Annotated in this window: 9 protein-coding genes and 1 pseudogene; 6 read left to right on the top strand and 4 right to left on the bottom strand. The window is 69.1% G+C overall.

Annotation, left to right across the window (positions count from 1 at the left end):
* Positions 1-289: 289 nt before the first annotated feature.
* The 6 genes from N4261_RS11070 to N4261_RS11045 all read left to right on the top strand — a co-directional run bounded on the left by N4261_RS11070 (position 290) and on the right by N4261_RS11045 (position 7,177).
* The gene (locus tag N4261_RS11070; protein ID WP_261760197.1) at positions 290-673 is read left to right on the top strand and encodes a BlaI/MecI/CopY family transcriptional regulator; all 384 of its coding nucleotides are present in this window, start codon (positions 290-292) and stop codon (positions 671-673) included.
* Entirely contained in the window at positions 673-2,544 is a 1,872-nt protein-coding gene (locus N4261_RS11065; RefSeq protein ID WP_261760196.1) for a M56 family metallopeptidase, read from the top strand. Before N4261_RS11070 ends, N4261_RS11065 begins: the two co-directional genes overlap by 1 nt.
* 169 nt (positions 2,545-2,713) lie before the next feature.
* Positions 2,714-3,862, top strand: a complete 1,149-nt coding sequence (locus tag N4261_RS11060; protein WP_261760195.1) for an NAD(P)/FAD-dependent oxidoreductase — start codon at positions 2,714-2,716, stop codon at positions 3,860-3,862.
* 145 nt (positions 3,863-4,007) lie between these two features.
* Positions 4,008-6,152, top strand: coding sequence for an ABC transporter ATP-binding protein/permease (locus N4261_RS11055; protein WP_261760194.1), 2,145 nt, complete (start codon positions 4,008-4,010; stop codon positions 6,150-6,152).
* 100 nt (positions 6,153-6,252) lie between these two features.
* Positions 6,253-6,810, top strand: coding sequence for an MgtC/SapB family protein (locus tag N4261_RS11050; protein WP_261760680.1), 558 nt, complete (start codon positions 6,253-6,255; stop codon positions 6,808-6,810).
* A 130-nt stretch (positions 6,811-6,940) separates the two neighbouring features.
* Complete coding sequence (locus N4261_RS11045) at positions 6,941-7,177, top strand: hypothetical protein (RefSeq protein ID WP_261760193.1); 237 nt, start codon at positions 6,941-6,943, stop codon at positions 7,175-7,177.
* 35 nt (positions 7,178-7,212) lie between these two features.
* Here N4261_RS11045 and pdeM read toward each other — a convergent pair whose 3' ends face one another.
* The 4 genes and pseudogenes from pdeM to N4261_RS11025 form a co-directional block, all read right to left on the bottom strand.
* Positions 7,213-8,043, bottom strand: a complete 831-nt coding sequence (gene pdeM, locus N4261_RS11040) for a ligase-associated DNA damage response endonuclease PdeM (RefSeq protein ID WP_261760192.1) — start codon at positions 8,041-8,043, stop codon at positions 7,213-7,215.
* A gap of 138 nt (positions 8,044-8,181) precedes the next feature.
* Complete coding sequence (locus N4261_RS11035; protein ID WP_261760191.1) at positions 8,182-11,184, bottom strand: DEAD/DEAH box helicase; 3,003 nt, start codon at positions 11,182-11,184, stop codon at positions 8,182-8,184.
* A 335-nt stretch (positions 11,185-11,519) separates the two neighbouring features.
* Positions 11,520-13,163: pseudogene (locus tag N4261_RS11030) on the bottom strand (ATP-dependent DNA ligase); the annotation flags it as partial.
* Positions 13,160-14,227, bottom strand: a complete 1,068-nt coding sequence (locus N4261_RS11025; protein ID WP_261760679.1) for a ligase-associated DNA damage response exonuclease — start codon at positions 14,225-14,227, stop codon at positions 13,160-13,162. The gene N4261_RS11025 and the pseudogene N4261_RS11030, both read right to left, overlap by 4 nt.
* Between the last annotated feature and the right edge of the window lie 394 nt (positions 14,228-14,621).

Genomic DNA, 14,621 nt, shown 5'->3' with positions numbered 1-14,621 from the left:
TGGTCGACCCGGCGCCCGGCGTGCCTCCCCCCGCATCAGAAGGATATCAGGGGCGCCTTGGGGGATGCCGGGGTCGCCCAAGGAGACAGACGGAGGGCCCCGCGAAGCCGGGATGCCACACCCCAGCAGCCGGCCGCTTCGCGCGTTGCTGCCCCGCTGGGAACACCCCGGGAGAGGGAGAGGGAGAGGGAGAGGGAGAGGGAGAGGGAGTAGAGAGCGAGAGAGACATCGCCGCCATCTAGACATTTTGTTCTAGACAATCTCTTCTAGAACACCTATTCTGCGCGTCATGTCGAAAACTGGATTGCCACCCCCTACGGCGGGCGAACTCGATCTGCTGCGCGTGCTGTGGCGCCTCGGTCCCGCCGATGCCCGCCAGGTCCACGAGGCCCTGCTGCCCGAACGACCGGACGCCACCTATGCGACGGTGCTGCGCCAGTTGCAAGTGATGCACGGCAAGGGGCTGCTGGAACGCGATGAAACCCAGCGCCCGCAGCGCTATGCACCGGTGCAGACCCAGGAAAGACTCCAGACACGGCTGCTGAAGGAACTGATCGCCAAGGCCTTTGCCGGCTCCGGCAAGGCGCTGGTGATGGCGGCACTGAAGGGTCATGTGAATGCCAAGGAGCGGGCGGAGATCCAGGACCTGCTCGACCGCGAGGCCAAATCCTGATGGGCGCGATCTGGTTGGACAGCGCCGTGGCGGCGCTGGGTTGGGTGCTGCTGCATGCGCTCTGGCAAGTGGTGCTGATCGCCGCCCTCGCCGCTGTCGGCTTGCGGGCACTGCGCGGTGCCGCCCCTCAGGCGCGCTACGCCGTCTGCGCGGCGGCCCTGGCCGCTTGTCTGGCCTTGCCGCTGCTGCACTGGCTATGGCTGGTGCAGCCGTCCGGCCAATGGCGCTACGACAGCGATGAGGCCCTGCCCCGCCCGCTGAAGGAACTGGTCGACCACCTCCCGCTGCTGGTCCACGCCTGGGCCAGCGGTGTCGGACTGATGAGCCTGCGTCTCGGTCTGGGGCTGGTGTGGGTGGCCCGACTGCGACGCCGCGCCACCGCCGCCCCGGCCGAGTGGCAGGCGCGGCTGGATGCGCTGCGCCGCCGACTTCACATCCACCGACCAGTGCCGCTGCGCCTGCTGCCGACGCTGGACGGCCCGATCACCGTCGGCGCCTTCCGCCCGCTGGTGCTGGTGCCCGCCAGCCTGCTCACCGGTCTGCCGGCGCCGCTGATCGACGCCCTCCTGGCCCATGAACTGGCCCATGTGCGGCGATGGGACTTCCTGGTCAATCTGCTGCAGAGCCTGGCCGAAGCGCTGCTGTTCTTCCATCCCGCCGTCTGGTGGCTGTCGGCCCGCATGCGGCATGAGCGCGAACAGGTCGCCGACGCGCTGGCCGCCGACGCGCTGGAGGGCGACCGTCATCGCGTGGCCACCGCCCTGGCCGCGCTGTCGCAGTTCAACGCATCCCCCGCATCCCGCCCATCCGTCCGGCGCCCCGATCCGGACGCCCGCGCCGGCCGGTCCGCCCCTCCCCCCTTTCCCGCGCTGTCCGCCCGCGGCGGCCACCTCCTGCAACGCATCGAGCAACTGATGATCACCACGCCGCACACCACCAGCTGGAAGCTGGCCCTGCCTGCCTTGTTGCTGGCCTGCGCGACCCTGCTGGTCCAAGCCGCCAGCCATGCGCCCGTCGCCGTGGACGAGCCCACCCAGGCCCGCTCGCCGCAGCGTCAGTCCGGCGTCGTGACCGCCGCCGCACCGGTCGCCGCACCGGCCTTCCAGACCGTGTCCGGCACACAGATGATGAAGCTGCCGGTCAATGCGCGGCATGTGATGGTGGTCGACGACAGCGGTCGGGTCATGATGGCCAAGGATCCGGATGCGATTGTTCCGATCGCCTCGCTGACCAAGCTGATGACCGCGATGGTGGTCCTGGATGCCCACCAGGATCCGCAGGCGATGTTGCGGATCGACGCCGCCGATGTCGACCTGCTCAAGCACAGCCGCTCCCGGGTGGCAGTCGGCGCCCAGATGACACGCGCCGCGGCGCTTGAACTGGCGCTGATGTCCTCGGAAAACCGCGCCGCCGCCGCCCTGGCCCGTGCCTATCCCGGCGGCACCGCCGCCTTCGAGGCCGCCGTGCAGGCGAAGATCCAGGCGCTCGGCCTGACCCGCACCACCCTGGTCGACCCCACCGGCCTGTCGCCCGCCAACACCTCGACCGCCACCGAAGTGGCCCGCATCGCCATGGCCGCAGCGCACTATCCGGACATCGCCCGCATCACCAGCGACAAGAGCAGCCGCGTGGCGATCAATGGCCGCGCCCGGGAGCTGCGCAACACCAACCACCTGGTCGGCGGCAAGGGCTGGGACATCAAACTGTCCAAGACCGGCTACACCACCGAGGCCGGCCGCTGCCTGACGATGCGCATGAAGAGCGGCGGTCAGACGCTGACCGTCGTGCTGCTCGATGCCGATGGCTCTGCCCAGCGCCTGCGTGATGCGTCGCTGATCCGCAAGTCGCTGTCGCGTCTGGCCGCCGCCTGAGCGCGGGGGCCGCGGCGGGGCCGCGTCGGGTGTGGCCCATCGCCTGCGGTTGCGCTGCAGATGCGCCGCGGATGTCCGGCCGAGGCCCCGCAGACGCCCGCCGACGCCTCGCTGAAATCCCCTTGATGCCCTCCTGATCCGGGCGCCTCGCCGGCGCTCGTCCCACGCCATGCAACGACGTCATCTGATCGGCGCTGCCAGCGCCTGGGCTGCCGCATGGCCGCTCGGCGGCTCAGCGGACCCCTTGCCCTTCGCCTCACCCGCGCTTCCCGCCCGCATCCGCGCCAGCGTTGATCGCGTGATCGACATCGGCGTGTGCACCCGACCGTTCCGGCTGCAAGGGCCGCGCATCGAGTCGGAGCGCCTGTTCGGCAAAACCGTGGTCCACCACTACGGCCACGGCGGCAGCGGCTGGTCGCTGTCGTGGGGATCGGCCGCCATCGGCGCGCTGCCCCTGATCCAGGCGACCGGGGAACGTCGCATCGCCGTGATCGGCGGCGGCGCGATCGGACTGACCACCGCGCGCGTGGCGCAGCAGGCCGGCCTGCGGGTGCGCCTCTACGCCCGCGAACGCCCGCCCGAGGTCGCCTCCACCCACGCCACCGGGATGTGGACGCCCGACTCACGTCTGTGCGCGCTGGCCGCCGCCACACCGGCCTTCGAGCGACGCTGGGAGGCCATGGCTCGCCACGCGTTCCGCAGCTACCAGCAGTTGCTGGGCGCGCCGGGGTCCCCCATCGAATGGCGCGACGGTCATGTGCTGTCCGACACGCCGTTCGATGCCCCGGGTGCGGGCGACCATGGCCTGCCGGGCGAGCCCGAGTATCCCGACCTGATGGATCTGATTGCAGACCTGCGTCCAAGATCGAGCCCGCTGCGGCCGGATCAGCACCCGTTCAAGGTGGCCCATGCCCGGCGCTTCACCCAGATGGTGTTTCACATCCGACCCTATCAACGGATGCTGGTGGAGGACTTCCTGCGAGACGGCGGCGAGTGGATTCAACGGGACTTCCAGCATGCCCGCGAGCTGGCCACGTTGCCGGAGCGCACCCTGGTGAACTGCACGGGCTACGGCGCGAAGGCGCTGTTCAATGATCCGCTGCTGATCCCGGTGCGCGGCCAGACCGCTCGATTGATTCCGCAGCCTGAAGTCACCGACCTGCTCGTCTACCGCGGCCACAACCTGGTGGTGGTGCCCCGGCGCGATGGCTTGCTCGTCCAGGCGCAGGATCCGCAGGACTTCAACAACCCCGACCACAAGGTGGTGCGCGCGCTGACCGATGCCGCTGTGCAGCGGCTCGCATCGCTGTTCGCTTGAAGCGCTGTTCGCATCAGAAGCCCTTCCCAGGAGACGCCGTTCGTCAGAATGCGCTGCCCGCCGTCAGACGCTGTAGGTGGCGTCCGACACGGTGCCTCCGGGCGCCGCGCTACCGTCAGGCATCCCGGCTGCCCTAGGGCAACTCATGCCTCGCACCTCCCCTACCAACACGCCTTCTGACCCCGGCCGGACTGCCGACTCAAAAGCCAACACCGCCAACTCCGCGGCCACGGCGCCCGCAACGAACACGCCCTCCGCAGCCGGCGCCCGCGCCCGTGCGCGGGCGGCCGCACAGCGTGCCTTGGCGCGCACCCGGGACGCCTTCAAACGCAAGTCAGACAGCCCCCGGCGACAGCCGCCGCGACTCTCCGCCGCCGCATGGCGGCAGTTCCTTCAACTCGCCAAGCCGTATTGGCAAGGCGACAAGAAGCGAGCCGCCTGGGGCTTGCTGACCTTGCTGGTCGTGCTGATGCTGTGCGAGACCCAGCTCGCGGTGATGCTCAACGACAAGACCGGTGAAATGACCTCCGCACTGGCCGCGCGCGACCATGGCCGGTTCTGGCTCTCGGTGCGGGACAGCCTGATGGTGCTGGCCTTCGCCGTCCCGGTCTACGCGTTCTACTACTACATGCGGGACGCCTTCTCCAACCATTGGCGTCGCTGGCTCACCGGTCGGTTTCTCGACGGCTACCTCGACGGGCGCAAGTACTACGACATCAGCCGCGGCAGCGCCGCCAGCCAGCACGGCGACATCGACAACCCCGACCAGCGCATCAGCGAAGACCTCAACACCTTCACCGGCCGCTCCACCCATTTCCTGCTGATGATGTTGGGCTCGGCCATGCAACTGGTGGCCTTCTGTGCGGTGCTGTGGTCGCTGTCCAAGCCGCTGGTCGCCTTTCTGGCGGTCTATGCCACCACCGGCACCTTCCTGGCCCTGTATGTCTTCGGCTCGCCGCTGATCAAGCTCAACTTCTGGCAGTTGCGTCGGGAGGCCGACTTCCGGTTCGGTCTGATGCGGCTGCGCGAGAACGCCGAATCGATCGCCTTCTACCGCGGCGAACCGCAGGAGCGCGCCCAGATCGAAGGCCGCTTCGAAGCCGTCTACGACAACTATGCCAAGCTCATCCGCAAGCAGCGCTCGCTCAACCTGTTCCAGCGCGGCTTCAGCCAGTTGACCCTGGTTGTGCCCAGCGTGATCCTGGCCGACAGCGTGCTGTCGGGACAACTGGAGGTCGGCGCCGCCGTCCAGGCCGCGGGCGCGTTCGCTGCGGTGCTGACCGCCGTCTCCCTGATCGTCGACAACTTCGAAAGCCTGAGCCGGTTCGTGGCGGGCATCGACCGGCTGCATGCGCTCTCCGAAGCCGTGCTGCACAACAAGCCGCCCACCGGACGCGAACGTGAGCGCATCGCCAGCAGCCCGGCCGAGCAACTGGCGCTGCGTGAGGTCACGCTCTACACGCCGCAGTTCGACCGCCTGCTGGTCGACAAGCTCAACCTCCAGCTCAAGCCGGGCGAAAGCCTGCTCATCACCGGGGTGAGCGGTTGCGGCAAGAGTTCATTGCTGCGCGCCATTGCCGGCCTGTGGCGCACCGGCAGCGGCACCATTGAACATCCACCGATGGAGGATGTCTTCTTCCTCCCGCAGCGCCCTTATCTCCAGCCGGGCAGCCTGCGCAGCCAGATGATCTATCCGGACACCCGGACCGACCTGGATGACGACACCCTTCGCCGCATCCTGGACGAGGTCAGCCTGCCGGAGCTGGTCGATCGGGTCGGCGGCCTGGATGCGGTGCAGGATTGGGAGAAGCTGCTCTCGATGGGCGAGCAACAGCGTCTGGCCTTTGCCCGCGTGCTGGTGCGACGTCCCAAGATGGTCATCCTGGATGAGGCCACCAGCGCGCTCGATGGCCGCAATGAGCACCGGCTCTATCAGCGCCTGTGCGAGGACGGTGTCACGCTCGTCAGCATTGCGCATCGCCCCGCGGTGTTGCGGCATCACACCCATGTGCTGCGACTGCACGGAGGAGGTGAATGGTCGCTGCATCCGGCGGAAGGCTTTGCCTTCGAGTCCGACGATCCGGAGGCGGCCGACCCCCGGGTCAGCGCGGGCTCCGCACGCGGCGATGTCCGGACGCTGACCGGCACGTCGACGCCCGCGCTGGCGGCCGATCCCTTGGGGACGCCGATGAGCACGGCGCCCGTCGAAGCCGACGAGCCCAGGCGGGCGGCGATGTCCGAAGCCGACCGTTCCTCCATCGCTGGGCTGAGCCTCGGCACCGCCACCTGAACCCAGGATGTCAGCCATGATGCTCGCGCTCACGCCCCTCACCGCCGCCGTCCACCCGGGCGCCGCCCCCGCCTCCAGCACGTCCGCCTCCGGCAGTTGGATGGACGAGGTCGTCGACACGATCCGCACCGAGTTCTCTGACATCCCCGACACCGCCCAGATCGTGCGGCTGGTGCTGCGCCTGACGCTGGCGGCGCTGCTGGGTGGCGTGCTGGGCTATGAGCGCGAGCAGGCGGGCAAGGCTGCGGGAATCCGGACCCACATGCTGGTGTCGCTCGGCGCCGCGCTGTTCGTGCTGGTGCCGCAACAAGGCGGCATGCCGATGCCGGACATGAGCCGGGTGCTGCAGGGCGTGATCGCCGGCATCGGCTTCCTGGGCGCGGGCGCCATCCTGAAGCTCAAGGAAGAGGAACAGGTACACGGCCTCACCACGGCAGCCGGAATCTGGATGACGGCGGCGATCGGTGTGGCCTGCGGACTCGGCCGCGAGGCCACGGCCGTGGTCAGCACCCTGCTGGCGCTGGCCGTGCTGACCTTGGTGCCGCTCATCACCCGAAACGGCAACCGCAACGGCAACGGCAGCGGCAGCGGCAACGGCAACCGCGCCCGCGCCACGCCCTCGTCGGTCGAACGCTCAGACGACGCTTCCCGCGACTGAGCCAGGGTCGCAACGCCAGGGAGATCCGTTGGGCATGACGGTTGCCGCCGAAGGATGTTGACGCCAAGATGGCCCGGTCGTTCCCGACGCGAGGACCCAAAGCAACGCCCATGAGGACGTGGAGTGCACGATGGATATAGACACGATTTCTTATGCCTATGAGAGTGTGGACGGCAGATTCACCATCAAGCCGCGGCTGTCGCGCCGCTGGCGTGTGAAGCACGACGGCCATCCCTGGGGCGATTCCTTCACCACCGCTGAAGAGGCCGCCAAGGCGGTGGCGGCCGCATTCGCCGTGCCCGAACAGCTGTCGCAATGGTCGGAGGTCGGGGATTACCACACCGAACTGGGCGGCCTGATTCCCTGACCCCCACTGAGCCTTCACCGCCCCGCGTGGGACCGTCAGCCCCGACGCCAGCGCGGCCCCGACCCGCCGCTTGCGATCGGCCCGTGCACCCGGCCTCCGCCGATCGGGTAACAGCGTGCGTCGGCCGGTAGTCCTGACACCGTCGAACCGGTGAACGCGCCGAAGGCCGGGAGGATCAGCTGGTCCGCCGTCTTGCAAAAGCAAGGCAGGCGCAGGCGGTCCGCAGCCGGCCCCCTCAGCCACACTGCTGGATGCAGGTGCCCGGCCAGACGGACGCGCACCGCCGGGCCGTCGCTGGCTCCGCCGGATGCATTCGATGCATTCGATGCATCGTTGGCGAACCCTGTCGATCCGCTGCCCGCCACATCGATGGACGCGCCGCCTGCGGCGTGCGCCGGCATGTGGCAGGCCAGGAACGGTCCCAGCGGATGCGGCTCATCGACGATCTCGAACCTCAGCGACGGCGGCGGATCGCCCGCATGGCTGTCGTGATTGCCTCGCACCAGCACGCACACCAGATCGGCATGCCGCGCCCGCCACTGCGTCGCCGGCTCGATCACCTGGCTCTGCTGCGCCGTGGCGGCATGCAGAAAGTCCCCCAGCACCACCAGACGCTTGGCCTGAAAGCGATCGATGAGGTCACTGAGACGATCCAGGTTGTCGCGCGTGGTGCCGGATGGCACCGGCTGGCCCAGGGCACGGAAGCTCGCGGCCTTGCCCAGATGCACGTCGGCGACGAACATCGTGTCCGCCGCCGGCCACCAAAGCGCCCGCTGCGGTAGCAGCCAGACGGATTCCCCCGCCAATGGCAACGCCACGGCCCCGGGTGAAGGCTCGATGGCGGCATCCCTCATCAACGTCGTCATTCCCTCATCATCGCCCGGTTTCATCCCGATGAAGCCGCCCCACCTCGGCCGCGGAGCGCTCCACGCCACATTCCGCCGACCTGGCCTGAAAGGCAAAAACGGCGAGCAGCCCCCACACCCTTCGTCCCCGGAGGCCCATCAGCGACGCCCCCGCCGCGCCCGCCCGTCCCGACGGGACGACGGCGCTTCACCGCGCGGCTCCATCGCCAGCGACGCGTCCACCGTGCCGATCGCCCATTCCGGCGCCCCTTCCTTCGCATACACCCGCTCCGCGCGTTCATGCGCGGTGCCCACGGTCTCACCGCCGGCACTGCGTTCCAACTCGGACACCATGCGCGCAATGCGTTCGCCCAGTGGCTCGTTGCTCAGCTTCTCGCGGAAGCGTTCCACCATCAAAGGAAAGGCCAGCGGCGTGGGCTTGCGCAGCGCATGCACCCGCACCGTCTGGGTCGCGATGCGTCCCAGCGCGCCGGCGAGTTGCTGCACATCCAGCTCCTGCGTGAGCAGTTCCTGTTCGGCCTGCACCAGCAGCCGGTTCTGGGGGTCATATTGCTGGAACACCTCGAAGAACAGCGTCGCGGAGGCCTGCAACTGTCGATTGCTGCGCCGCTCACCGGGGTGGCTCTGGAAGATCAGTCCCGCGATCCGCGCGATCTCGCGAAAGCGCCGGCGCGCCAGCTCGGTGGCATTGAGACTGGCCAGCACTTCATGCAGCAGATCCTCCATCGGCGGCAGCGTCAGCAGCGAGGGCAGCCGTTCCGCCCAATCGATGGGCTTGGCGCTGAGCAGCTCGATGCCGTAGTCATTCAGCGCGATCGAGAACGTGCCGGATTCCGGTTGCGCCGCCCGCCAGGCCATCAAACCGGCCAGGCCCAGGTGGACCTGGCGGCCGGCAAACGGATAGAGGAACAGGTGCCAGCCCTCGCGGGACTTGAGGGTCTCCACCACCAGCACCTCGGGCGCCGGCACGCCGGACCAACGCCGCTGGATGTCGATCAGCGGCCGGACGCAGGCCATCTCCGGTGACGTGTCCAACCCGGCATCGGCCGCTGCCAACTCGCGCAGCACCGCATCGGCCAAGGTGCTGGACAGCGGCATCCGGCCGCCATTCCATCGGGGCAGCGCCGCGCGGCCCGCGGTGGCGCGTCGCACCAGGGCCGTCATCTGCTCCACCCGCACCAGCTCCAGCAATCGGCCGCTGAACATGAAGGCATCGCCCGGACGCAAGCGCCCGATGAAACCCTCCTCGACCGTCCCCAATTTGCCGCCGCTCAAATACTGCACCGTGACCGCCGCATCACTCACGATGGTGCCGATGTTGACCCGGTGCCGCCGCGCCAGCCGGGCATCGGGCACCCGCCAGACACCGGCCTCGTCCGGAATCACCCGGTGATAGTCCGGATAGGCCGCCAGCGAGGGTCCGCCCTGGCGGACGAAGTCCAGGCACCACTGCCAGGACGCGTCGGACAAGGACTGATAGGCCACTGTCGTCCGAACTTCGTCCAGCAGAGTCTCGGGTCGGAACCCGCCGCCCAGCGCGACCGTGACCAAGTGCTGCACCATCACGTCCAGCGGCTCGCGGGGGCTGTGGCGGGCTTCGATCTGACCGGCGTGCACCGCTTCGCGCGCGGCAGCGGCCTCCACCAACTCGAGGCTGTGGGTGGGTACCAACGTGATCCGCGACGGTCGCCCCGGCGCATGACCGGAGCGACCGGCCCGCTGCACCAGCCGCGCCACACCCTTGGCCGAGCCGATCTGCAACACCCGATCGACCGGCAGGAAGTCCACGCCCAGGTCCAGGCTGGAGGTGCAGACCGCCGCCTTGATGCGGCCTTCCTTCAAGCCCAGTTCCACCCACTCCCGCACCTCGCGGTCCAGCGAGCCGTGGTGCAGAGCGAGCACGCCGGCCCAGTCCGGCCGCGCTTCCAGCAAGGCCCGGTACCAGCGCTCCGCCTGCGAGCGCATGTTGGTGAAGACCAGGCAGCTCGCGCTGGACTCGATCGCCTCGACCACCTGCGGCAGCATCCGCAGCCCCATGTGGCCCGCCCAGGCGAAGCGCTCGGCGGTGGCGGGCAGCAGCGTGTCAATGACCATCGTCTTGTCGGTCTCACCCTGGACCAGCACCGGTGCGAGGTGACCCGACGCACCGTCGATCGATCCATCGGTCCCGAGCAACGTTTTCAGCGCCTCCTCCAGATTGCCCAGCGTGGCCGACAAGCCCCAGGTCATCAAGGGCGCGGCACGGATCGTCGATGCCGGCGTCGCAGGCAATGCGGTGGATTCGGTGGATGCGGAGGATGCGGAGGATGCGATCCATGCCGCTGCGCAGGCCGATGAAGCGGATAAAGCCGACGGTGCGGCCGACGCGGCCGACGCGGATGACGAGGCTGACGCGGATGCATCAGAGGCCTTGGCGGCCCGGCCACTGGCACGCGTGCGCCTGGCGGGCCGCACGGGCGCCATCGAGTCGTCGGATGAAGACGGCACCTCTGAGGGCTCTGAGGGCTCCGAGGCATTCGACGGACCCGACGACCTCGAGGGACTCAACGCATCGCCTGGGCTGAGCCGCTCCCGCCGAAAGGCTCGCAATCGCGCCAACGCCAGTTGCGTCTGCACACCGCGCTTGTTGCCCATCAGCTCATGCCATTCGTCGACGACGGCCAGCCGCACCTGGCCCAATTGATCGCGCGCATCGGCACGAGACAGCAGCAGGGACAGGCTTTCGGGCGTCGTGACCAGCACCGTCGGCAGCCGCCGATCCTGCGCGGCGCGCTGGGCGGAGGTGGTGTCGCCGCTGCGCAGGCCGATCGACCAGTCAGGGCACAGCGCCGCCATCGGGGCCTGCAGGGCCCGCATCGTGTCGGCGGCGAGCGCGCGCATCGGTGTGATCCAGAGCACGGTCAGCGCCGGCGCGAGGGCCTTGCCTCCACGTGTGCGCGTTGGCACTGCCGTCTCGCCCTCGCGCAGCGCCGCCAACGCGCCCAGCCACACCGCCAGTGTCTTGCCACTGCCAGTGCTGGAGTGCAGCAGTCCACTCCGGCCCTGCGCCATGGCGTCCCACACCTGTCGCTGGAACGGAAACGCCGACCATCCCTGCTGCGCCAACCAGTCTTCCTGCACCGACCCCTTCTGCTTCCTCAACGCGCGTCCTCCGGGTGCACATCGGCGTCGGCTTCGGCCTGCGCATCCATGCCGGCATCGGTATTGGCATCGGCATCGGCATCGGTAAGGACATGGGCAGGCGCAGAGTCAACGCCACGGCTTCGCCCCTTCGAGGACCATCCGTCGGTACCAGGCACGGCCAAGGCCGCGCCAGGCTCGGGCACGGACACGCGCGAGCCCATCGCCGCGGCTGATCCGGGCATGTCGCTGACCGCTTCGGTCTCGCGGTCCGTGTCCGCTGGCTTGGCTTTTCGCCGCGCCCGGGCAGGCGGTGCCGCAGGCCCCTGACCCGGCGTGCCTGAGGAGGGATCGACCGGCAGCAGCGCCTGCAGCGTCTGCAAGGTGTCAGCCTCCGCCACCGGCTTGTCCTCACGCCGACGCAGCATCCGCGGGAAGCGCACCGCGATGCCGCTCTTGTGCCGCGCGCTGCGGGCAATGCCTTCGAAGCCCAGTTCGAACACCAGGGTCGGTGTCACGCTGCGCACCGGGCCGAACGTCTCGATCGTGGTCTTGCGGATCACCGCATCCACCTGGCCGATTTCCGCATCGGTCAGGCCGGAATAGGCCTTGGCAAACGGCACCAACTGCCGTGCCGCGTCGTCCGGCGGACCGTTCCAGACCGCAAAGGTGTAATCCGAATAGAGGCTCGCCCGACGGCCATGACCACGCTGCGCATAGATCAGCACCGCGTCCACCGACAGCGGATCGATCTTCCACTTCCACCACACGCCCACCTCCTTGGTGCGGCCCACGCCGTAGCGGGCATCGGCGCGCTTGAGCATCATGCCCTCCACGCCCAGGGCCCGGGCCTGTTCGCGCACACGGGCCAGATCGGCCCAGGTCGCGCCATCGATCAGCGGACTCAGTTCCAATCCCGGCATCGGGTGCGCCGCCACCAGCGCCTCCAAACCTTGGCGACGCTCCCGCTGAGGCCGATCCCGCAGATCCTCGCCCTCGGCCTCCAGCAGGTCGTAGACGCACAGCACAGCCGGCAGGTCCCGCAGCAGCTTCGCACTCAGCGTCTTGCGGCCGATGCGCTGTTGCAGTTCGGCAAAGGGCTGCGCACGCCCCTCGCGCCAGATCAGGATCTCGCCATCCACCACGGTGCCGTCGGGCAAAGCCTCGCCCATGGCACGCAGTTCCGGAAAGCGATCCGTCAGCAGCTCCTCGCCGCGCGACCAGATCGAGACCTGCCCGTCGCGCTTGACCAGTTGCGCACGGATGCCGTCCCACTTCCATTCGACCAACCAATCGGTGGTTGCCCCCAGCGCCTCGTCGAATTGCGCCAGCGGCAAGTTGAACGGATGCGCCAGGAAGAACGGATACGGCTGCCCGCCGCGCGCGGGACTGTCCGCCGCATCGACGTCGGCGGGCGCGACCAGTGCCTCATAGTCCGCCGCGGCCGGCCGCGCCCCGATGTGGGTGTAGCCCATCAGGCGCTGGGCGATGACCTTGGCATCGACCCCGCTCACCGCCGCCAGCGCCTGGGTGACCTGCAGCTTGGACACCCCCACCCGGAAGGCCCCGGTGATCAGCTTGAAGTAGACGAAGCGCTGCGCCGGATCCAAGGTCGCCCATTGGCTTTGCAGCGTCAGCGCCAGGGCGTCTGGCGCCTGTCCACGCAAGGGCAGCAGGTGATCCCGCATCCAGGCCGAGAGCGGGCGCTCCGCCACCTCGGTCGGTTCCGGCAACAGCAGTGAGATGGTCTCGGCCAAGTCGCCGACCGCTTCGTAGCTCTCGTCGAACAGCCATTCGGGCAGGCCCGCAGTCAGCCGGGCCTGCGCACGCAGCAAGGCATTCGGCACCAACTGGCGGGGTTTGCCGCCGGCCAGGAAGTACACCGCCCAAGCGGCATCCTCCGAGGGCGCCTGGCGCAGGTAGGCCTGCAGTGCGGCCTGCTTGGCCAGGCTGCCGGTGGACGCGTCCAGCTCGCGATACAGCGCCGCAAACGCCTTCATGCGGGCTCCTGCTGCGCTGCGGCGTCCGGCGCTGGGGCCTCGGGGCGCTCCGGGCCGTCGTCCTCGTCGCCGTATTCGGTGGCAAAGGACTGCGCACGCAGGCCCTGCTCATTGAGCCAGCGCACCATCACCGGCACGCTGCCATGGGTGACGAAAATCCGCTCCGCGCCGGTGGCACGGATCGCCGCTTGCAGCCCGGGCCAGTCCGCATGGTCCGAGACCACGAAGCCACGGTCCACGCCGCGCCGACGACGCGTGCCGCGCAGTTGCATCCATCCGCTGGCGAAGGCGTCCGCCGGATCGGCGCCAAACCGGCGCAACCAGGTCGACCGGCCCGCAGATGGCGGCGCAATCACCAGCGCCTGCGACAGCGCCGCCTTGTCCAGTGACGCGTCGGTGGCCAGGAAGGTGCGCGGCAGCGCGACACCCGCCGCGCGGTAGACCTCGTTCAAGGGCTCCACCGCGCCATGCGCAACGATCGGTCCGATCGACGCATCCACGCCGTGCAGCAGGCGCTGCGCCTTCCCGAGCGCATACGCATACAGCACCGACGCCCGACCCGCCGCCGCATTGCGGCGCCACCAGGCATCGATCTCGGCGAACAGCACTGCCTGGGACGGCCAGCGGTAGATCGGCAGTCCGAAGGTCGATTCGGTGATGAAGGTGTCGCACCGGACCGGCTCGAAGGGCGCGCAGGTGCCATCTGCCTCGAGCTTGTAGTCGCCAGAGGCCACCCACACCCGCCCGCCATGCTCCAGCCGCACTTGCGCGGAGCCCAGCACATGCCCCGCTGGATGCAGGGAGACCCGCACGCCGTGATGGTGAACCACCTCGCCATAGGCCAGCGTCTGCAGCTGGATGGCGTCGCCCAGCCGCCGCCGCAGGATCGCCTCGCTGTCCCGGTGCGCCAGATAGTGGGCATGTCCCGAGCGCGCATGGTCGCTGTGGCCATGGGTGATCACCGCCCGGTCCACCGGCCGCCATGGGTCGATGTAGAAGTCACCCGGCGGGCAATACAGCCCCTCGGGGCGCGCGACGATCAGGTCCCCGGCCTGGGCTGCCATCGAGGCGCGGTCGGCCTGCAACTGGGCTGTCCGCCTGGCAGAGACCTCGTCATGAAACGGGTCGGTGGGGGCTTCAGCGGGCTCGTCGGCCATGCGCGGGCCTGCGGGGAAAGGGGCATCCGGTCCGGTCATGCCACCGATCGTAGTGCGGCTGCCTCCACGTTCGCTGTAGGACGTGAACCCGTCCGCGCCTGTCCCCCATTTGTCTCCCGATCGTCCCCCGATCGCCGCTCGTTGGCGCCTCGAACCCCGCCCGACCGTTGCAGCATGGCCTCGCAACGGGTGATGGATGACGTCCGGTGCGTCTCCAGCGCAGTGCAGTCGCCCCTTTAATCGCCTTCAATCGCCCTGCAATCACTCAGCAATGGGGTTGCAATCGCGCCGCGATGGCCTC

Origin of the sequence: Roseateles amylovorans (assembly GCF_025398155.2) — a bacterium.
Lineage (GTDB): Bacteria > Pseudomonadota > Gammaproteobacteria > Burkholderiales > Burkholderiaceae_C > Roseateles > Roseateles amylovorans.
Note: the sequence above shows the minus strand (reverse complement) of the source record. Positions and strands in the feature narration are given on the sequence as shown.

Bases quoted from the DNA above. Each gene is read 5' to 3' on its own strand.
- N4261_RS11060 (WP_261760195.1), top strand. From the start codon at position 2,714: ATGCAACGACGTCATCTGATCGGCGCTGCCAGCGCCTGGGCTGCCGCA.
- pdeM (WP_261760192.1), bottom strand. From the start codon at position 8,043: ATGACGACGTTGATGAGGGATGCCGCCATCGAGCCTTCACCCGGGGCC.
- N4261_RS11025 (WP_261760679.1), bottom strand. From the start codon at position 14,227: ATGGCAGCCCAGGCCGGGGACCTGATCGTCGCGCGCCCCGAGGGGCTG.
- N4261_RS11050 (WP_261760680.1), top strand. From the start codon at position 6,253: ATGGACGAGGTCGTCGACACGATCCGCACCGAGTTCTCTGACATCCCC.
- N4261_RS11070 (WP_261760197.1), top strand. From the start codon at position 290: ATGTCGAAAACTGGATTGCCACCCCCTACGGCGGGCGAACTCGATCTG.
- N4261_RS11055 (WP_261760194.1), top strand. From the start codon at position 4,008: ATGCCTCGCACCTCCCCTACCAACACGCCTTCTGACCCCGGCCGGACT.
- N4261_RS11045 (WP_261760193.1), top strand. From the start codon at position 6,941: ATGGATATAGACACGATTTCTTATGCCTATGAGAGTGTGGACGGCAGA.
- N4261_RS11065 (WP_261760196.1), top strand. From the start codon at position 673: ATGGGCGCGATCTGGTTGGACAGCGCCGTGGCGGCGCTGGGTTGGGTG.